The organism is Rhodococcus sp. P1Y (genome assembly GCF_003641205.1).
Lineage (GTDB): Bacteria > Actinomycetota > Actinomycetes > Mycobacteriales > Mycobacteriaceae > Rhodococcoides.
Genome location: NZ_CP032762.1, coordinates 905,716 through 924,381, shown reverse-complemented (window position 1 = coordinate 924,381; position 18,666 = coordinate 905,716). Strand labels below are relative to the sequence as shown.

General features: G+C 63.6%; 22 protein-coding genes. 8 read left to right on the top strand and 14 right to left on the bottom strand.

The features are described from left to right. The first annotated feature begins 213 nt into the window (after positions 1 to 213). A complete protein-coding gene (locus tag D8W71_RS04320; protein ID WP_121111291.1) occupies positions 214 to 1,737 on the top strand; it encodes an HNH endonuclease signature motif containing protein in 1,524 nt (507 codons plus the stop codon). Between the two features lie 138 nt (positions 1,738 to 1,875). Here the strand turns inward: D8W71_RS04320 and D8W71_RS04315 are convergent, their stop codons facing one another. The 3 genes from D8W71_RS04315 to D8W71_RS04305 all read right to left on the bottom strand — a co-directional run bounded on the left by D8W71_RS04315 (position 1,876) and on the right by D8W71_RS04305 (position 3,591). Continuing rightward, the gene (locus D8W71_RS04315; RefSeq protein ID WP_121111289.1) at positions 1,876 to 2,310 is read right to left on the bottom strand and encodes a hypothetical protein; all 435 of its coding nucleotides are present in this window, start codon (positions 2,308 to 2,310) and stop codon (positions 1,876 to 1,878) included. 269 nt (positions 2,311 to 2,579) lie between these two features. Then, positions 2,580 to 3,029, bottom strand: coding sequence for a hypothetical protein (locus D8W71_RS04310; RefSeq protein ID WP_121111287.1), 450 nt, complete (start codon positions 3,027 to 3,029; stop codon positions 2,580 to 2,582). 7 nt (positions 3,030 to 3,036) lie between these two features. After that, a complete protein-coding gene (locus D8W71_RS04305; RefSeq protein WP_236077711.1) occupies positions 3,037 to 3,591 on the bottom strand; it encodes an RNA polymerase sigma factor in 555 nt (184 codons plus the stop codon). Positions 3,592 to 3,729: 138 nt separating this feature from the next. Between D8W71_RS04305 and D8W71_RS04300 the strand changes: the two genes are divergently transcribed. From D8W71_RS04300 to D8W71_RS04275, 6 genes are read left to right on the top strand one after another with little or no spacing between them, the layout of a single operon-like run. Further along, positions 3,730 to 4,203, top strand: coding sequence for an Asp23/Gls24 family envelope stress response protein (locus D8W71_RS04300; protein ID WP_121111284.1), 474 nt, complete (start codon positions 3,730 to 3,732; stop codon positions 4,201 to 4,203). Beyond that, entirely contained in the window at positions 4,200 to 4,475 is a 276-nt protein-coding gene (locus D8W71_RS04295) for an Asp23/Gls24 family envelope stress response protein (protein ID WP_121111282.1), read from the top strand. The genes D8W71_RS04300 and D8W71_RS04295 overlap by 4 nt, the downstream gene beginning before the upstream one ends. Then, a complete protein-coding gene (locus tag D8W71_RS27535) occupies positions 4,472 to 4,708 on the top strand; it encodes a hypothetical protein (protein WP_121111280.1) in 237 nt (78 codons plus the stop codon). Before D8W71_RS04295 ends, D8W71_RS27535 begins: the two co-directional genes overlap by 4 nt. An 18-nt stretch (positions 4,709 to 4,726) precedes the next feature. Then, the gene (locus D8W71_RS04285) at positions 4,727 to 4,909 is read left to right on the top strand and encodes a DUF2273 domain-containing protein (protein ID WP_121111278.1); all 183 of its coding nucleotides are present in this window, start codon (positions 4,727 to 4,729) and stop codon (positions 4,907 to 4,909) included. Beyond that, complete coding sequence (locus tag D8W71_RS04280) at positions 4,899 to 5,243, top strand: Asp23/Gls24 family envelope stress response protein (RefSeq protein ID WP_236077710.1); 345 nt, start codon at positions 4,899 to 4,901, stop codon at positions 5,241 to 5,243. The genes D8W71_RS04285 and D8W71_RS04280 overlap by 11 nt, the downstream gene beginning before the upstream one ends. Beyond that, complete coding sequence (locus D8W71_RS04275) at positions 5,240 to 6,115, top strand: hypothetical protein (protein ID WP_121111274.1); 876 nt, start codon at positions 5,240 to 5,242, stop codon at positions 6,113 to 6,115. The genes D8W71_RS04280 and D8W71_RS04275 overlap by 4 nt, the downstream gene beginning before the upstream one ends. Here D8W71_RS04275 and D8W71_RS04270 read toward each other — a convergent pair. Genes D8W71_RS04270 through D8W71_RS04245 form a run of 7 tightly spaced genes read right to left on the bottom strand, consistent with a single transcriptional unit; the run spans position 6,099 to position 12,746 of the window. Further along, positions 6,099 to 7,331 carry a cytochrome P450 gene (locus tag D8W71_RS04270; protein WP_236077709.1) on the bottom strand — a complete coding sequence of 411 codons (1,233 nt, stop codon included), beginning with the start codon at positions 7,329 to 7,331 and terminating at the stop codon, positions 6,099 to 6,101. The genes D8W71_RS04275 and D8W71_RS04270 overlap by 17 nt on opposite strands. After that, positions 7,328 to 8,851 (bottom strand): class I adenylate-forming enzyme family protein, encoded by a 1,524-nt coding sequence (locus tag D8W71_RS04265; RefSeq protein WP_121111272.1) that lies wholly within the window; start codon positions 8,849 to 8,851, stop codon positions 7,328 to 7,330. The genes D8W71_RS04270 and D8W71_RS04265 overlap by 4 nt, the downstream gene beginning before the upstream one ends. Further along, on the bottom strand, positions 8,848 to 9,603 hold the full coding sequence (locus D8W71_RS04260; RefSeq protein ID WP_121111270.1) for a glycosyltransferase family A protein: 756 nt from the start codon (positions 9,601 to 9,603) through the stop codon (positions 8,848 to 8,850). The genes D8W71_RS04265 and D8W71_RS04260 overlap by 4 nt, the downstream gene beginning before the upstream one ends. Further along, positions 9,596 to 10,570 carry an NAD-dependent epimerase/dehydratase family protein gene (locus D8W71_RS04255; RefSeq protein ID WP_161965398.1) on the bottom strand — a complete coding sequence of 325 codons (975 nt, stop codon included), beginning with the start codon at positions 10,568 to 10,570 and terminating at the stop codon, positions 9,596 to 9,598. Before D8W71_RS04255 ends, D8W71_RS04260 begins: the two co-directional genes overlap by 8 nt. After that, a complete protein-coding gene (locus D8W71_RS27445) occupies positions 10,567 to 10,824 on the bottom strand; it encodes a hypothetical protein (RefSeq protein WP_236077708.1) in 258 nt (85 codons plus the stop codon). The genes D8W71_RS04255 and D8W71_RS27445 overlap by 4 nt, the downstream gene beginning before the upstream one ends. Then, positions 10,821 to 11,702 (bottom strand): hypothetical protein, encoded by an 882-nt coding sequence (locus D8W71_RS04250; RefSeq protein WP_121111266.1) that lies wholly within the window; start codon positions 11,700 to 11,702, stop codon positions 10,821 to 10,823. The genes D8W71_RS27445 and D8W71_RS04250 overlap by 4 nt, the downstream gene beginning before the upstream one ends. Before the next feature lie 3 nt (positions 11,703 to 11,705). After that, the gene (locus D8W71_RS04245; RefSeq protein ID WP_236077707.1) at positions 11,706 to 12,746 is read right to left on the bottom strand and encodes a 3-oxoacyl-ACP synthase III family protein; all 1,041 of its coding nucleotides are present in this window, start codon (positions 12,744 to 12,746) and stop codon (positions 11,706 to 11,708) included. 268 nt (positions 12,747 to 13,014) lie between these two features. On the opposite strand from D8W71_RS04245, the gene D8W71_RS04240 reads away from it, so the two are divergent. After that, entirely contained in the window at positions 13,015 to 13,677 is a 663-nt protein-coding gene (locus D8W71_RS04240; protein WP_442972038.1) for a DUF998 domain-containing protein, read from the top strand. A 38-nt stretch (positions 13,678 to 13,715) separates the two neighbouring features. Here the strand turns inward: D8W71_RS04240 and D8W71_RS04235 are convergent, their stop codons facing one another. The 4 genes from D8W71_RS04235 to D8W71_RS04220 all read right to left on the bottom strand — a co-directional run bounded on the left by D8W71_RS04235 (position 13,716) and on the right by D8W71_RS04220 (position 18,620). After that, positions 13,716 to 14,468 carry an EAL domain-containing protein gene (locus tag D8W71_RS04235; RefSeq protein ID WP_236077706.1) on the bottom strand — a complete coding sequence of 251 codons (753 nt, stop codon included), beginning with the start codon at positions 14,466 to 14,468 and terminating at the stop codon, positions 13,716 to 13,718. Then, positions 14,465 to 15,724, bottom strand: coding sequence for a PucR family transcriptional regulator (locus D8W71_RS04230; protein WP_121111264.1), 1,260 nt, complete (start codon positions 15,722 to 15,724; stop codon positions 14,465 to 14,467). Before D8W71_RS04230 ends, D8W71_RS04235 begins: the two co-directional genes overlap by 4 nt. 121 nt (positions 15,725 to 15,845) lie before the next feature. Then, positions 15,846 to 17,018 (bottom strand): GGDEF domain-containing protein, encoded by a 1,173-nt coding sequence (locus tag D8W71_RS04225; RefSeq protein ID WP_121111262.1) that lies wholly within the window; start codon positions 17,016 to 17,018, stop codon positions 15,846 to 15,848. A 291-nt stretch (positions 17,019 to 17,309) separates the two neighbouring features. Next, a complete protein-coding gene (locus D8W71_RS04220) occupies positions 17,310 to 18,620 on the bottom strand; it encodes an NAD(P)/FAD-dependent oxidoreductase (protein WP_121111260.1) in 1,311 nt (436 codons plus the stop codon). Between the last annotated feature and the right edge of the window lie 46 nt (positions 18,621 to 18,666).

The following is an 18,666-nucleotide window of genomic DNA, read 5'->3' as shown; positions in this document are numbered from 1 at the left end:
CACACGAAGACAGCCGGGAGCATTCACGGCAGATCGAGCGCGACTGTAGCGGCCACCGGGCTACCGCCGGTGGCTAGAGTCTGGACGCCTTGGGACTGGACACGACCTGAACCTAACAACGTCTGATCCTGACGTGCAACCCGTTTGAATGCCACAAGGCTGTCGAAATTCTGTTCGAAGAATGTGTCGGTGGGGTGTTGTACTTTCCTTCGCATGGGGACATCGGGGGATCACCAGGGCGCGCATTCGCTCTCCGACAGGGAGATCGAGTGCAGACTGGTGGAGCTTCATGTCTCCGACGCTGGCCGCGCCGCCGAGCGATACAGTCTGCTCACCGAAGCGGACCGCCGTGGGATCGGCAAAGCCCACGGGTACTCCTCTGTTGCGCACTGGTACTCGAAGAACACTCGTTGCACCGAAGGTTCGGTTCAGCATCTCGTGGACCTCGGGGCGTGGCTGCGAGAGCACCCCACCGTCGCCGACGCCCTCTCTGCCAGCGACATCCACGCCGGCCACACCAGAGCTCTCCACGACGCATACTGCACCATCGCCGTCGCCGATCCAGCTCAGGACGAGGGCACTCTGCGCATCCACCTGGCCACATTGCTCGAGGTGGCACTGCACACCACGCCAGGCGGTGTCACTCACCGCGCTCGCGCGCTCGTCGCCCGAGCAGTTGCCGACGCGCAAGCCCGCCACGACGACGAACAACGCCGGCGGGCCGAGGAAGAACGGCTGCGCGAGGAACAACGGCTGCAGGAGGAGGAGCAGCTGCGTCGTGAACGGGCCGCCTCAGGTGGGACGCCGGTGCCCGACGATGAATCCGAATCCGATTCTGCGGGAGGGGCCGGAGTCGTGCCCGCCGCGTTGGCAGGCCCACGGTCAGGTCCGGGGCTTGGGACAGGGCCGGGGCCTATGTCGGGGCTGGGGTCGGGGTCAGGGTCAGGGCTGGGGCCACGGCCGGTGTCGGCGGCGGAGAACCCGGCGTTGAACACGCTGAAGATCTTCGAGCTGGCGGATGGGCGGTGGCGCATCGAAGGCAACCTCGATGTCTTCACCATCGGGAAGATGCGCACAGCGCTGGACCCGCTCACCCGACCGCAGCCCGAAGCCGACGGCACACACGATCAGAGATCATCTGCCAAACGCGCGGCCGACGGGCTCGGAGTCATCGTCGATTACCACCTGTACCGCAGGCCGGGGCCCGGGAGTGGTTCGAGCGCGCGGGTCAATCTCGTCGTCCGACTCGAAGATCTGGCTACGACGGGCTGCCCACATCCGAGCAATCGGGCTGCGGGGGAGCATGGGTGGCCGTTGGATCTCGAGTGGGCCGGACCGGTCAGTGAGTCCTTGGCGGAGTTGATCACCTGCGATGCCGATCTGGGTGTGGTGGTCGTCGACTGTGCAGGAGTGCCGTTGGCGATGGGCACCGAGGTACGTCTGGCTACGGACGAGCAGCGGATCGCGGTGAAGATCCGCGACCGGTGCTGCGTGATGTGTGGACGGCCCGCCAGTTGGTGCCAGGTCCACCACATCGTCTACGCCCGTGATGGTGGCCCGACCGATCTGAACAACCTCGCGCTCGTCTGCGGGCGGTGCCACCGGTTGGTGCATTACGACGGTTGGCAGCTGCTGATGGGTCAGGACGGTCACCCGTATGCGATACCGCCGGCAGTGACCGACCCGTACCGGACACCGATTCCCAGCTACCACCGACGACGAAAACCCCACACCTAAAATATCCGAAGGAGGCAGCGTTGCAGAGACTTTGCAGCGTCAGCCGCCCATGCCACAGAGGCGCGGCGTATGCCAGAGACAAGGGTTCACAACCGAGGGGAGGGAGAAGCCTGTCGTCAACCTCGAGATAAGAGGCTGCTAGCTAACAGGATTCGACCTTCGATCTCGTCCCGCGGATACCAATCGATGGCTGATCGTCACCAGGAACGCCGACACAGTGATCGGGAGACTCCCCAACATGGAAAGCAATGATGGTGACGAAGCACCGATCACGGTGAACCACCCAACTGCAGACGACAAGAACAACACCCAAGCGACAGCCCACTCGACGGCCGGACGCGGTCTGATCGCCGGCAGCAGGCAGAGAACCACGGGAACAGCCAGCACGAGGTACAGATCCGCACCGAAATGATCGCGGATCGGCTCGTTGCACGCCTCCACCGTGGGTACGGCGGCGCTGTACGCGCCGATTTCGCAACTGCTGATCTGATAAATCGGCCACCCAGCCGCCCAGATGCCGAGGCCAGCAGCAGCGGCAGCCAACGTCAGCCAAGCGATTCGTGCCCATTTCATTCCATGATCCTGCCAGCTGAAGTGCCGGCAAGTTGCCCCCGAGCCGTATACGGGTCACGCCTCCGAACCGGGCGACCGGAGCTCGGCCACCGCAGACCGCATATGGGCGATCGCTGGATCCGCTACGCCGCGCGGGTTTAAGCGGGAGCGCGCGTTTCAGCGGGAGCGCGGGTTGCAACACGTGCCTGGGCTGAAACCCGCGCGCTCACCCCAGAAAGTGACCGAATGAGTCATTCGGTCACCCTAGAAGTGGCGCCGCCGAGCACCCGTCAGACCTCGATGTCGTCGACTCTCACGTCCACGTCGTCGCGGGTCAGAGAAATCCCCAGCACTTCGCCGAGAACTCCGATTGCTATGCCCGCCAGGTCGTTTCCCACAACCTGCAGATCGCTGCCGTACACACCGACGACCGAGATGGACAGACCAGTGCACACGTGCTCGTCGAGGTACAGCGAAATGTCGATCGGTTGGCATCCGTGGACGCCAGTCAACGCACCCAGAACCGCCCGGCGCGCCACGTGATCGCTGACCCGCAGGGTGTCCGCGTCACGCCCGTCACGTGCAACCGGATAGCGCGCGTCCACCGGCCAGGTCCGCCTGGTAGTCGACCGGACCTTGGACAGGATGTTGCTACTGATGTCCAACCATCGAGGCTCTTCGGGCTGCTCGCGGAGTTCGCGTGCGGCCCTGTCGAGGATCGAGTCGGGGTCCGGCGTCATCGTCGCATCACTGCCATTCCGCCAACCTTTCGCTCAGAGTCACTCGCGCTCGCTGCAATTGTCCGCGAACTGCGCCTGCCGACAATGTCATGATCTGTCCGATTTCCGGATGCGTCATCCCTTCCACTTCCCGCAGCAACCAGCATGCGCGTTGGCGGTAAGGCAGTTCCGAGAGCGCGCGGGCGAGATCCTGCATGAAGTCGTCACCGGTAGCCCGCGTCTCAGGATCGAGGTGAGCGTCCGTGCTTCTTCGCTCGAACACCCAGTCCTCGGCAGGCGCGATGGCTCGCTTCCGCCGGTGGTCGACAACTTTGTGCGACACCAGCGAGAACAACCAGGTTCGCAGCTTCGAGTCGCCTCGGAAGTTGTCGAGGCCCTTCCACGCTGCGACGAACGCATCCTGCACCACTTCCTCCGCGGCACCGTGGTCGGACAACATGTTGCGTGCGTAGCGGAACATCTCCGGCCCGTACCGCGCAACTATCTGCTCGAACGCATCGGTGTCACCGAGGACCGCGTTGCTGACGAGTACGTGATCAGTCCGGGGGTCCTCGTCGGTCACCACACCTCCTCGTCGGTCACAACACTGTTCTACACGCCCGCGCGTCTATGGCCTAGATCACAGTCGACAGGCGTGCGCTTTCCGAAACTGGGTACGACCTACTCCCGACACAATCGAACTGGAAGGGACGCACACAGCATGAGCACCCAGACGCTGGACAAGTCGGACGCTGCAGACGCCAAGGCTACGGTCACCCCCAAGACCGAGTCCGCTCTCGTCAGCACCACCGGCCGCACCACGATCGCCGACACCGTCGTATCGAAGATCGCAGGCATCGCAACCCGTGAGGTCAACGGAGTGCACGACGTCGGCGGCGGTACCTCCCGCGCGATCGGCGCTCTCCGTGAACGCATTCCGGGTGCCCGCGTCAACCAGTCGCAGGGCGTCTCCGTCGAGGTCGGCGAGCGCCAGGCAGCGGTCGACATCGACATCGTCGCCGAGTACGGCGTCTCCATCGCCGATTTGGCGTCGGGCATCCGTCGTAACGTCATCACCGCCGTCGAGCGCATGACGGGCCTCGAGGTCACCGAGGTCAACATCGTCGTTCACGACGTCTACCTCGACGAGGGTGACGACGACAGCCAGGAAGTCACCGGAACGCGAGTTCAGTGACTGAGCCAGACCTATCCGAACTCATCGCCGATGCGGTGCTGGCGACCCCTGGGGTCGCCAGCCTGCACGGCGGTATGTTCGGCGAGGCAGCCACCTATTTGCCGGGCAAACGAGTTTCCGGAGTCCGGATCGGTGACGACGGTGTCGAGATACACGTGGCGGTGACGTCGGGAAGCTCGATCCGAGAAACGGCCGACGCCGTTCGGACCGTCGTCGCATCTCTGTTCACCGGACCCGTTCACGTGACGGTGGAGGATATCGTTCGGGCATGACCCGATCTGCCGAACACACAGCGGCCAGGCGGGCGGTGGCCCGAGCACACCACCCCGACGTAGGCGGAGACGCCGATGTCTACGCCGCTGAGCTCGCTGCCGTCGAACGCCGGTTCGCCACTACGCCCGAGACTGGTCCGGTCAGCTTCCGGGCCAGCCCGTGGAAGCGCCGCCGCCGGACACTGATTCGCGCGCTGACCCGATCCAGGACCAAGCGCTACTTCGACATCTAGCCAGGAGAACCACCACCCATGACAACCTCGACCATCGGCTTGTTCGTCGGACTTCTGCTGGCGATCGCCGCAGCCGCAGGCGGTTTCACCGGCTTTCTGTTCGCCGTGATCCTTGCGGTCGCAGGCTTCGCGGTCGGACGTTACATCGACGGCGAACTGGACGTCTCGGCATTCTCCCGTGGACGCCGGCATGACCGATAGCGAACGAGGCTCACTCGACGTACGCCAGCGAGCCGTGACGCGAATCGCCGAAATCGCCGCCGGCCGTGTGACAGGCGTCGAACAGGTCGTGGGCGGTATCACCGCGCGCTCACTGCCGCGAGTCGACGCCGACATTCGGAATGGCCGCGTCCGCGCGACAGTCGAGGCCGCCACCCGATGGCCGACGCCTATTGCCGACGTCGCCAGCCGCATCCGCGTCGCCGTGGCCGAGGATCTTTCCCAGAACAGTGGTCTCGACGTCGATTCGATCGACGTACGCATCCACTACGTTGCGCCCGAACGAAACACGAAGAACCCCAGGAGAGTCGAGTGACCCCGAAGGCAGCACCGAAAGCGACGGCAGTCGCGGTGCTACTGGCGCTGGCCCTCTGCGCACTTGCAGTGGTCGCAGGCCGCGATGCGCTCATCGAGTTCGGCGCCTTGACCGGCGGAACCTGGATCGCCCCAGCCATCGACACCCTGATGGGGACTACTGCGCAGGGATGGATGTTGCCCGCCGGTATCGCTGCGGCTGTGGTCGGCCTGGTCCTGGTGCTGCTCACGCTTCTTCCCCGACGAAAGACACACCGCCCAACCGAATCGGACGGCGTGTGGATCAGTCGTCGCCCGGGCCGCGCCCGAATCTCCTCGATCGGAGCTGGGGCGTCCGTCTTCGACCGACTCGCGACGTTTCTGGTCGGCGCGCTACTGATCGCAGTCGGCTTGGCTGCCGCAGCGTGGCAGCGTGACCAGCTCCCCGACCCCGTGCACGACGCACGACGCACGGTGGAGACGTGGTCACCCACCGACTGGGCGTCGAACAGCTGGTGGCCGTGGGCACTGACCGGTGCCGCAGTACTTGCATTGCTCGTCGGCCTGCGCTGGCTCTACGCGCACCGCCCTCGGCGCGGGCCTGCACGCTTGGTCAGCGAGAGCGACGAGCACGCATCCGTCGACCTGGTGTCCGCTGCAGGCAATGCAGCAGCCCAGTTCGAATCTGCACCCGGAATCTCCTCCGCCACAGGCCGAGTGCTTCAACTGAAGAAAAACAGGGTTCTCAGAATTTCGGGTTACACCGACGGTTCCGACATCACCCACGAGGAACTCGTCGAATCCGCGGCAGCCCTACGAGACGACTGCGCGCGAGCTCTGGACGGTCTAGCAGTGGACGTTCAAGTACTGGTCGATCTCAGACCAGCTCGATAACCAACTTTTCGTAGCCGGGAACCAACAAGCGGGACCGTGCTTTGCGCTCGACGATCCTCCACGGCCGACCGTCGGCGATCAGAGCGCCGAGCACACGGGCCAGTTCCACGTTCACCAGCGTCGCGCCGATACACAGGTGTCGACCACCACTGAACCAGAGTTGCCTCAACTCCGGCACGTACGCGCGATCGGCCTTGAACGGGCCGATCGCGTTGTTGATGGACCAGACGAAGATCTTGACCTCGTCTCCTTCTTTCAACATCTTGCCGCCGACTTCCACGTCCCGCGAGACACCCCGTCCGACTGCCGCCGCGGCGCTGGTAACCCGGAGAGACTCCCGTACCGTGTCCGGGGTAATACTCGGATCCGCGAGCAGCGTGTGCTGCTCGCCCGAATCATGCAGCAGTGCAACCATTCTTCCGATCGTCGCGATCGTGGTTTGCGTTCCCGCGACCACCATCAACGCCGTGAGTCCCACTGCATGTTGTTCGCTCACACCGCTGTCACGCAGGCGTCCGAGCACAGTGTCGCTTCCGGCGGTCGCGTACGCGCGCGGCACCATCGAGGTGATCCTGTGCACCACCTGCCTCGACGACGCCATATCCTCCTCGGTCATGTCCGGCGACCCGATTCCCATTGCATAGTTGGCGAGGTTCTCGCCTTCTTTGCTCAACAGACGAAACAGCCCGGGGATGTCCGACGGGTCCGCGTCGGGGAACGTGTCCGCGATGTCGTTGCTGTCCATGCCGACGAGATCGGCGACGACTCGGCCTACCGTCACACGAGACCACGCGACGATGTCGACCTGCTTCCCTGCTGCTAGATCCTCGGCCAAGGACCTAAAACTCTCGCCGCCGGCCCGCTCGATCAGAAGGTTCGTGAAGTCAGCGGCGAACAAATCTCGCACCGCAGTTCGTATGCGGTGATGGCCGACGCCGTCGAACAGCTCCAGTACCCATTCGCCGAGAACCTGCTTCCACCAGAATCCAGCTCCGCCCAAACCGACGATGGTGAAGTGGTTGGCATCGTTGAACACCTGCCGCGCCAGAAGTGGATCGGTGACGACCCATCCGAGTCCAGGGACTTTGCGAATCTTGCCGAACAGCCGAACACTGAGCAGCACAACAGGAACGATCGGTTGCGCGAGGAACAGAAGTTTCAGTTCCTGTCTACTCTCGACGGTTCGAAACGGGGCCACGATCGACGTGAGACTCATAGCAAACCTGCTCTCTCCAGCTGACGGGCCAGCATCGTACGGTCGGGCTTCATCGATCGTCCCGATGTGGGGATGGCGTCGACACGCACAATCCGATCGGGCATTGCCGCATGGTCGACGATCGACGCCACCGCCTGGCTCGCCTCGGCAAACGCGGTGGCGTCGACCGTGACGAGAGCGAGCGTGACCCGCTCGTCGCCGACAGTGTCGGCGACGGCCACGAAAGCACAACCGTCGACGCCGGGGAGCGAACTGATGGCCGGCTCGTACAGTCCCGGATAGATGTTCGTCTCACCGCGGATGAACATGTCCTTCTTGCGGCCGGACAGAACAATTCGACCGTTCACCACCGTGCCGAGATCCCCCGATGCGTGCTCGGTCATCGAGTCCGATCCCAGGTACCCGGTACACAGGTTCGGCCCGCGCAAGTGCAGCTCGCCGTCGTCTCCAATGCGGACCTCGACACCGGTGACGGGCGTCCCGACGAGATCACCCGGACCGTCGAAGGCAAGTTTGTCTGCCGCCGACACCGTGGCAACGGGGAGTATCTCGGTCATCCCGTAGATGGCCATGACGTCTACGTTCGGTAGTACGTTCCGAACCGATCGCAGCAACCCCGCGTTCACCGGTGCCCCACCGAGCAGGAGATGCCGCAGATCTCGAGGTGCCGTCGCCGCTCCGGACTCGATAAGCCTCAACACTTTCGGAAGACGAGCAGGAACGACGAACGTATGTGTCGCGTCGCCGATCGTTCGCAGGAACCCACGTTCGTCCACACCCGAGAGCAGGCCGTGCTTGGGAATGCTCCACGTCCCACCTGCTAGCAGGGCGGGCAGGCCGATCATGGCTTGTTCCGTGTGCACAACGGAGTCGCGGCCGAGTTCGGCGCGTTCCACGAGTGCCCGAAACGCTGCAACGAGTGATCTCTCCGAATGCACCACGGCCTTCGGCTCGGCAGTGGTGCCGGAAGTGAAGACGACGAGCGCTTCCGTGTCGGGGTCCCGGTTCGGCGATATTCGCGCGGCGGTCTGGGTATGCAACAGCTTTCGGACATCGACGGCTTTGCGCGGCACACCCGGCAGCCAACATCCCGATCGGATGTGGTGTGCGCGTATCTCGCTCAATCGAGGCAGCGTAAGTCCGCGTTTGCGTGTGAGATATCGGAGGGGACCAGGCGCTGCGGCCGAGTACAGGATCGATTCCGCTGCGATCCAAGCGGGGTCGATCGAGGACACTCGGTTGCGAAAGAGACTCTCGCCCATGCCTGGATCGAGGAACACGATCGATCCACCGGCGGCAATCGTCCCCAGGACCACAGCAATCGACTTCGGTGACGGACGGATGGAGAACAGCATTCGTTGCCCAGGACGTAGTCCGACACGCACGAGATAGTCTGCAACAGAGTCGATTCGGCTCACCAGGTCGCGGTAGGACCAGGTTTCTCCCGGTGAGGAGGCGACAGCGGGAGCGTCACCCGCGGCGTCGGCGTGCGCTCTGATCAACTCCATCAACCCGGTCATCGAATGTCCACGAGCTCGGGGCGATACCTGTGATCGGCATACCACTGCAGGGTTTTCACGATCCCCCACGCCTTCACTCGGCGTTGCGATCCGTACACGCGCATCGTCCGACGACGTCCGTAGTCGGTGGTGATGGTACGGACGGCGTTGACGAGTGCCCGGTCCTCGTGGACATCTTCGATACGAGTACGCGGGAACCCACCCGCCTCGATGTACAGCTCGGCGGTGATCGCCATGTTGCAGCCCGGAGTCATCATGTAGGGACCCAGGTAGGACGGATCCTGATTGCCCGACCGGTACCTGCCCGCGAACGACGCCAGTTCCACTGCTGCCCGGACCACCAGGAGCTGTGCGCGCCCGACTCCTTCATCGGTCCTGGGCCGAAGCTCACCGCTCAGCAGACGTAGTCCCGACGCGAATCCGCACCGGACCTGAGCAGTCCAGTCCGGCGCCGGTAGGCAGTCCGCGTCCGTGCGAGCCAACAATTCCGCTCCTTCGCCGATTGCGTGACGCATACCGGTATCCGCCGCTGCACCGGTGCCTTTGACCGGCTCGGAAAGCACGTGTATTCGCATCTCTGGATGCCGCTCGGCGAAATCGACGATCGTGGCACAGGTATCGTCGGTCGACCCGTTGTCCACCACGAGCAGCGTGAAGTCGGAATCCTGCTGGGCTGCAAGCGCACCGAGGGTATCGGAAATGCCTGCTTCCTCATTGTATGCCGGAATTATCACCCACAGTGCGTCACTCATGTGCCGCCAACCCCTGCAGCGCGGTATCGAAGTCGACGAGTGGCTGCCAATTCAGATCTCGGCGCGCGGCACTGAGGTCGTAGGTAGCCGATCGTGTCAGCAACGCAACCGAGTACTTCGACAACGGCGGGTCGACGCGGTTGCCTACTGCAGGTATCGACCAGATCGCTTCGATGGCCGTGAGTGCCGGCGTCAGGATGACAGCGGGCACGGTCCGAGTCGGGGGAGTGAGGCCCAGAGCGCCGGCCAGCCTTTCGAGCGCGTCGCCTAGCTCGACCGGTCGGTCGTCGGCGACGAAATACGAACGGCCGCCGATCTTTTGCGCGTCGGCGTGCAACGCCGCGCCGCATGCAGATACGAAGTTGTCGATGTGGCAGATGCTCACATGCACCTGACGGCCGCGGTTCAGATCTGGCATCGTCCCCGCACGCATTCGGTCGATGACCTTGGCAACCGGACCGTGCCGGTCGCCCGGCCCCCACACCGCCCTGGGCCGCAGAGCCACCGTCGTGAAGCCATCTGCATTGGAGTCCAACACGATCCGTTCGGCCTCCGCCTTGGTCTCGCAGTAGGCGTTGAGGAACCGGTTCGGGTACGGCATCGACTCGTCGATACCGAATCGGTCGCCGTCTTCAGGGCTCATCAACGCACTGGGACTCGAGACGAATACGAAGCGCTGCACACCCGAGGAAGCGGCCGCCGACAGCAACCGTCGGGTGCCGTCGACGTTGTCTTCCCAATATCGACGGCGACTCCCGAACTGGCCGAGCCTCGCGGCGGCGTGGACAACGGTCTGGACCCCGTCGCATGCGGCGTCCAGACCTCGCCGGTCACCCAGTTCCGCAGCGACCTCGCCGGGATTCACCGCCGTTCGCACTCCCGCTCGCACGTCGTGCCCCTGATCACGAAGATGGCGGACGACGTTCGATCCGATGAATCCACCGGCCCCGGTGACAAGCACTTTCACGTCAGCGTCCGATACCAGGTCGCCCCGAATACCATGGTCATCAGTGCGATTCGACGCTCGGAGTATCCGAGCTGAGTCGCGGCGCGTATCGCGGAAGGGATCTGGGCTGCGTGCGCTCCGACACTGAGTGCCGCGTCGACCACCAGGATGCTGCGTACCGTGCGCGACGCCGGAAGTCGCCCGCGCGTGACAGCCTGCGCGCCCCACAGCAAGTACACCCAGCCGAGCACTGGAATCACGCGCATCCACTTCATACCCGAACCCCGATCTTCTGCCGGTACGTGATTGCGGCAGCCGTCGGGCCGCCGCCTGCTACGAAGACGAGATCTCGATATTCCACTAGGCGTTCATTTTTCATCGCCTGCTGATAGGCCAGTTGCAGCGACGAGGTATGCGGATCCCCCTGATGTTCCGGCACGACGACGCCACCTGCACCGAGCATGTCCCCGACCTCGGCGCCGAACCCATCGAACGGACACCCCGCGATCAAAGCCACGCCCGCTGGATCGAGTTGCGCGGACTCGACCGCACTCCGGGCGACGGATGCGGCCAACGCGACCGATGCGGCACCGTCGATCGACCGTGTGACGGTGATCGACGCCCGGCCTGTGGTTCCGGCTTTCGAGATCGTGACCCCGCCCTCGGTCTCGACCGGTCCGGTCACGGAATCGGTGCGCAGCACCCCGAAACCCGCATCGGTGTCATCCTGGACGAGCACCACCGCTGCGGCTATCCCGGCGATCGGGAACACCTCGTGGGGTTGCGGGGTCATCGACGGGTGGACGTCTCCGGAGCAGATGACCACGTTGGCGACACTGCCTGTCGACAGCAGGGACGTGGCCACCTGTACTGCGTTGAGAAATCCGCATGGTCCGTTCATGAGATCGAACGAAAATGTCGGCACCGCACCGGTGAAGTACTCGAGACCGATCCCGGCCTTGTTCGAGACAAGCGCAGAAACGGCGGGTTCGACGATGTTCGAGTCGCGGTAGACGCCGACGTTGATGAGTGCGTGTACCCGCGCAGGGTCGAGTCCAGCTCCATCCAGTGCCTCCCGCACTGCGACGGCGGCTGCATCGATGCCACTGGCGAGGATCGGCTCGGTAGCGGTCGAAGCGATGACGACTCCCACGGCTTACACCTCTCCGAGGGTCAGAGAGAGGTATCCGGCGACGACTCCCGACGCCGCAGGCACGAGAAGCAGTTTCGACCCGGCAGGTATGTCACCACGCCGCAGATAGTGGTCGAGGACGACGAAATGGGATGTCGATGCGGTATTGCCGTAGTCCGTCAACACGTCGAGACTCGTCGGAATCTCGGCATCGAACTCCTGTGTCGCAAGCGCGTTGATGACGTCGGCCGCGGGTTTGGAGAACTGGTGATGGACGATGAAGTCGAATTCTTCTGCAGCAAAGGACGATCCACGGCTATCGAGAAAGTCTCGCTGCCGGGTGGTCCACAAACGATAGCGATCGGCGTTGTGCATGGCCCGGTTGTCGGTGTAGAGCGCAACTCTCGGCCCCTGCTCACTTGCGGTGCCGATACACAGGTCGGAGTACTTGGAACAGGTCATCAACTCGATGTATTCGATTCTGTCGTCGTCGGTACCGCGATTGTCGAGAATTACCGCGGCTGCGGCGTCGCCGACCGTCAGTGACGCGAACTGCGGGTCGTACCTGTCGGCAATCTCGATGACGGCAGTCTCGGCGATCGGGGTGATGCGTTCACCGGAAACGACCAGACCTCGGCGGACCGCACCGCTGCGGATCATCGCGTCGACAACGAGGACTCCGGTCAACATTCCTGCGCACGCGTTCGAGACGTCGAAGTGAATCGCGCGCTCAGCACCCAGATCGTTCTTGATGCTCAGCGCGAACGACGGTTCGAAGCACAGCGTGTCGCCGTCACGAAACCTCGTGATGGAGCAGCTGACGATGACATCGAGATCGGCTGCGTCGTACTCCGATCGTTCGAGAGCGGTCCGTGCGGCTCGCAAGGCCATGCTCAGCGAGTCTTCCGGTGGTTGCGCGTCTCTGTCGTACACCCGGCGGCGCTCGATCCCGGTGACCTTCTGTATGTCCAAGCCCGGTGGGTGTGCCATTCCTGCGACGAGCTCGTCGTTGGTGACGATGCGCGACGGCAGATACGACCCGATCGATTCCACGCGCGAAGTCACTTCATCATGGCAAACCACGTCTGGACGCCCCCCGGTGTCGCCTCGGTGTCCCCCGGACACGTTGGAACGGAGGATACACAGAATCCGAGAGTCAGACCTGAGATTTCGCCGGACAAAACGGACTCGCTCTCAGGTTGAGCACGTAGTGTCAGGATCACCGGTTCTACAGAAAGATCACGCCATCACCTCACCGACCACGGCACACAACCTGCGCCATGCTGCAGCAGGCACCGCATGGATTCTGAGCTTTGCGTACTTGCTTGCGGAACTGTTCACGGCAGCGGCCTGGCACACTCCCTACAGCTTTGCGCAGAACTCGATCAGTTCCCTTGGCGTTACAACATGCGAAGTGGGTGCGTGTTCGCCGATGCACGACGTCATGAACTCGACGTTCGTCGCACTCGGTGGCTTGACTCTGGTGGGTGCGTTCTTCCTGCACCGACACATCAGGAGCGGGCGTTCCAAGAGGTGGATACTCGCGCTGGCCGTGGTCATCGCCGTCAGTACTGCGGCGACCGGACTGTTCCCCGCCAACGACGGGACGATCGTGCATTGGGCGGCGGTGCTGCCCGGGTTCGTGGCGCGGCACGTCGTGCTCGCCCTGATCGCGTGGCACCTGTGGAGTACGAACCGGGTGGTGGCCCTGTGGTCGGCCCTGTGTGCGACGGTCGGCGTCGTGGGTGCCGTTCTGATGCTGGCGCAGACCCTGCACTTCGGGCTCGGCGAGCGGCTGGCCCTCTACCCGATGCCTGCGTGGATGGCAGTCACCGGCGCCGCGGTTCTGCTCGCGCTGGCCCGACGAACAGTGCTCCGACGGTTCGATTTCGGCTGGGTCCGCTTTCCCGGATTCCGGTTTCGGCCGGCTGATACGAAGCCGGACGCAGGACTCGTCACCCCGCTCGTTCCCAGCTCCGATCCGGCCCGTCTCTGACGCCTGACGCCTGACGCCTGACGCCGGGGTCGACAGCGTCAGCCGATCGTCATCCGCACGTCGGCGCCGGTCGCTGCCGCGCCGAACAACCAACCCTGTCCGAGGGTTGCTCCCCATTCGATCGCCTTGGCGCGATCCCGCTCGGACTCGATGCCCTCGGCGAGAACCACCGCGCCGGTGGTGGCCACATATCGGCGAACCGAGAACAGCACACGCGCAGTGTGAAGCGAGTGGGGACGACGAAGTATCGACGCGTCGAGCTTGACGATGTCCGGCCGAACCACCGGCAGCGCCCTCAGCGTGGCGGCATTCGACCCGACGTCGTCCAACGCAATCGAGAATCCCCGCTGCCGTGCCGAACTCACCAACGAGCGCAAGCTCTCTCGGTCACCGTCCAGCCCCCGCTCGGTGATCTCGAGAACGACGTCGGCTTCGCACTGGAGTGCATCGAGATGTGCGTTGTTCCGGGCCTGGTTGGCAATGCCCGACGGTTCATAGTTCAGATAGAGCGCCAATCCGTCGGTCAGCTTGGCCGATCGTGCCTCCTTGACCGCTGCGGTGCGACACGCGAAGTCGATATCGGACACCACACCCTTCGCCCGAGCGAGCGCGAAGACCTCGGCCGGGTCGACACCGATGACCGTAGGCCACCGCGCCAACGCCTCGATTCCGACGATGTCGCCCGAGACCAGGGACACCACCGGCTGGAAACGCGGGACCATTGCGTCGATTGCATTGAGCGCGGCTCGTGCGGCGATCGAGGTGACCGGGGCAATGCGTGTCGCGCTCACACGGACTTCTCGGGGTCGAGTGAATCGGCGATCAAAGCCGCATGAAGCGATCGGAGCCCCGACGATTTCATCGGGTCGATCCCCGTGATCTGCTCGATCCGCTTGAGTCGATAGTCGACGGTGTTCGGATGAACCACGAGTTGCGTTGCGGCCTTCTTGCGATTGGCCTCGGTGGAGACGAACGCTTCCAACGTGGGGAGCAGGTCGGGGATTCGGCGCAGCGGGTCGAGGATCTTCTTCAGATGGCGTCGACCCACACCCGGCCGCGCAATCTGAAATTCCAATGCCAGATCGGAGATCCGATACACGTCAGGTCGGTAACCGAGACGCAGCACGAGCCGGAGTAGTTCGTAGACGTTGTCGGCCGCGTCGGGGATGCGCGCGGGCGATGCCGTCGCGGCCGCCGCGAATACCGGCACCCCACCTGCCTCGCTGAGGCGTGCGACCAGGCTGCCTGCCGTCGTGGGCGTCGCATCCGGGATCAGGATCGTGCCACCGGACGGACTGAGGATCGCCAGCGGAAGCGCGGGTGCGCAGAAGTCCGACAGCGCAACCAGTATCGATTGGAGTTTGCGGCCCGCAGCGGTTTCGCGCGAGCTCGGTACGCCGGTTTCGTCTGGGTGTGGTGGAAAGTGCACTGCGAGGACTTCGTACCCGTCGGCCAGCTCCGTGCCGTGCCGTTCGGCGACTGCACCCGCGTGCGACTCGCCGGCGAGCAGAGCCGTCACGACTGCGTGGGCCTGATCATGGCCTTGGACGGCGACGGCCTTGTATTCGTCGAGATACGCGGAGGACACGGCTTCGGACACGACGTCGAGCAGGCCGAACATCAGTACTGCCCCGTCCACGAGCGCTGCGTGCTCACCGTCCACTGCGGATCCGGCGACCATGCGGAGTCCGACGGAGAACCCCTCGTGAAATGCATGCTGAATGGGCGCTAGAGGTACACCCGCCCGTGCCCATTTCGCCGCCGTTCTACGTAGGCTCGCCAGATCCTCGGCTGCAGGTTGAATTCCGCTGTCGAGTACGTCGGCCGCCAATGCGACGCATTCGGCAGTGACGTCGGTGACGATTTCGCGCCCGCGGTCAGCGGTCAGCTCTCGATATTCCGTGGTGTCGAGTACGTGATCGACCAGACTCTTCGTCGTTTCCCGCACGTCGCGCAATCGATGCGACGCGGGCTGACCACCCAGACTCAGACCCTCCGTCGGATCTGCGGACACCCTCGGATCCTTCGACGCCATCGTTGTTGCCATACGACCTCCGCCCCTTCCACACAGTCGCTGAAATCCCTGCCCGAGAAAGGTAGCGCACAAATCAAACTATCGGGCGTATTTCTCGGCCTTAAACCAACTGTAAGTTTGTTTTGACGAAGTCTCACAGAGAAGCGACGGAGATTCTGTTACCTCCGGCAGCCTTGGACCGGTACATCATGGCGTCGGACGACCTGAGCATCCGACCGACGATCGAGTGGCCGGCCGACCGCAGCACCGAATCGGATTCGAGGACGGTCACTCCGAAGCTTGCCGTGATGGGCACCTCGTCGCTCTCGTCGTGAACAACGGACAGGGCCTGGACCATCCTGAATTCGACGGCCGTCCGCTCGCCCGTCATCACCACGACGAACTCCTCCCCGCCAGTTCGCGCAGCGACCCCGCAGGAACCGACGACGCCTTCGAGCCTGCGGGCGATGTTGATCAAGACGCGATCACCTGCGTCGTGTCCGTGGATGTCGTTGACCGCTTTGAACTTGTCGACGTCGACCATCGCGACCGCAATCGACTCGCTTCGGACAACCGCGGCGTCCCACAGATCGAGAACGGCGGAATCCAGTCCGCGTCTGTTCAGCAAACCGGTCAACGGGTCTCGCGCCGAGCGGCGAGCATCTCCTCCGATGGCAGTCCATGCAATGTGTGCGAAGACCGGTACACCGGCAACAGCTGTGAGGATCACGGTCAGGACTGCAAGAGTGGTCGCAGGATGCTCGCCGGAGGTGGACCAACCCCGCCAAGCCGAGAACACGACGAACCCGCACGCGAAGAGCAGGTGCGCCACCATCCAGCGAGGACTGAGGAAGAAGATGCAGTAGGCACCGGTGACGACGAACAAGGCACTGCCCATCGTTGCCGCGGTCGCGTCGTAGCAGACAAGCACCGATGCAAGACCTACGTCACCGAAGATTCCGAAAGCAACGAAACCCAGCTTGTTCGGCACCGGACAGGTGAGTAGGACGTACGCGACGCCCAGCTGGACGACCAGCATGAAACACACCCAGGCTCGCGCCTCCAGCCCCTGGGGACCGCGGGGACTGAACATCATGATTGCCGACGTCAGGGCGTAGATCAGCGTCGCGGCGCAGAAGACTCCCCGAATAACCGGATGCAGGTGTCGAACCGAACGATGTTGAACGATCCACGAGTAATCGTGCGGGGCATGAAACCAATCCGAGAACGCCGCCGAGCCCTGGGAAAGCCAGCTGCGCCGATGCCGACCCGAACGCCTGGCACCGAGTGTCTCGCGTGCGTTGACCTTCGCCTCGAGTGTGGTCACGTCCGAACCCCCAAGCTGTTCTTCCGGCTAACCGAATCTGTGAGTTGCCCAATGCCGAAACGACCCGGGGCTGCGAAAATCACGATAGGGCAATAAACCGTCGTACAGACTGTTTTCGAGGATTCCGTCCGACCGGCGGTCGGATTTATTGAGATGTACCGATTGTTGCCGGTGGACCGATGTGAGACTTCCCGATTGCGCGCAGCTCCCGCGTATACGTTGCGTTCCCGCGACCCCGATCGGGGTCGCGGGAACGAAATACGACCGCGGGAAGGCGCTCAGGCCGACGAACTAGGCCGCCTGTCGCTCTTCTTCCTCACGCGTTGCAAGGCGGAGCGCCACCCTGTCCGTGTACTGGAAGTGCGGGCGCTTGTCCCCGATGTACGAGCTCATCCACGACACCACTGCGACGTAGCGGTTCCTGAATCCCACCATGTACATCAGGTGAACCGCCAGCCACATGACCCAGGCGATCGGACCCGACATGTCGACCTTGCCGAATAGCCGAGCAACGGCGCTGAATCGCCCGACGATCGACATACTGCCCTTGTCGACGTACTTGAACGGGGTTCCTGCGTCGACTTTGCCGGTGATGGTCTTGGCAACGTGGCGACCCTGCTGCATCGCGACGGGCGACTGCCCGGGAAGCTTGTTCAGCGACGTCACGTCGCCGATGGCGTAGATGTTCTGCGCGGTACCCACGGTCAGATCATCGTGCACGAGAAGTCTTCCTGCACGGTCTGTTTCGCATCCGGTGCGCTCTGCGATGGTTGACGCCAAGTCGCTGGCCTGGACACCCGCCGACCAGACGACCGTCTTGGCTGCGATCGTTCGCGAGGTCTTGGTATCGACGTCCTGCACGGTGACCGTGTCGTCGACGATGTCGGTCACCATGGCTCCGGTGACGACCTCGACGCCGGACTTCTCCAGCTTGGCGCGGGCGTAGGCGCTCAGCTTGCCTCCGAATGCCGGCAGTACGTCCTTGACGCCGTCGACGAGGGTGACCGTCACGTCGTCCGCAGTGATGTCGGGGAACGAACCGGCGAAGTAGCGGTGGGCGAGATCCATGATCTGGCCAGCAAGCTCGACACCAGTCGCGCCCGCGCCGACCACGACGAAGCTCAGCAAATCCTTCTTTGCTTTCGGATCCTCGGTCAGGTGCGCGGTCTCGTAGCAGTTCAGGATCTGTTCCCGCAGCGCAATGGCATCGTCGACGGTCTTGAGCGCGAAGGTGCGGTCCTTGAACTCGTCGCGGCCGAAGTACGCCTGCGTCGCGCCGGTGGCGACGATGAGCCTGCCGAAACCGATGGTGTGCTGCGTGCCGGCGCCGACGTAGCTGACCTGATTCTTGTCCGGATCGACGTCGACGACCCTGCCGAGGCGCACATCAGCCGAGTCGTACTGCGCGAGAATCTGCCTGATCGGGGGTGCGATCTCTCCGGTCGAGATCATTCCGGTAGCGGCCTGGTACAGCAACGGCTGGAAGAGATGTTCCGTGGTGCTGGAGATGAGCGAGAACCTCACGCCGGCCTTACCCAGAGACTTGGCCGCAGCCAATGCTCCGAATCCCGATCCAACGATGACGACCTCGTACGTGTCCACTGCCTTCTCTTCCTGTTCGATTCCAACTTCCTCACTCCATGAAACT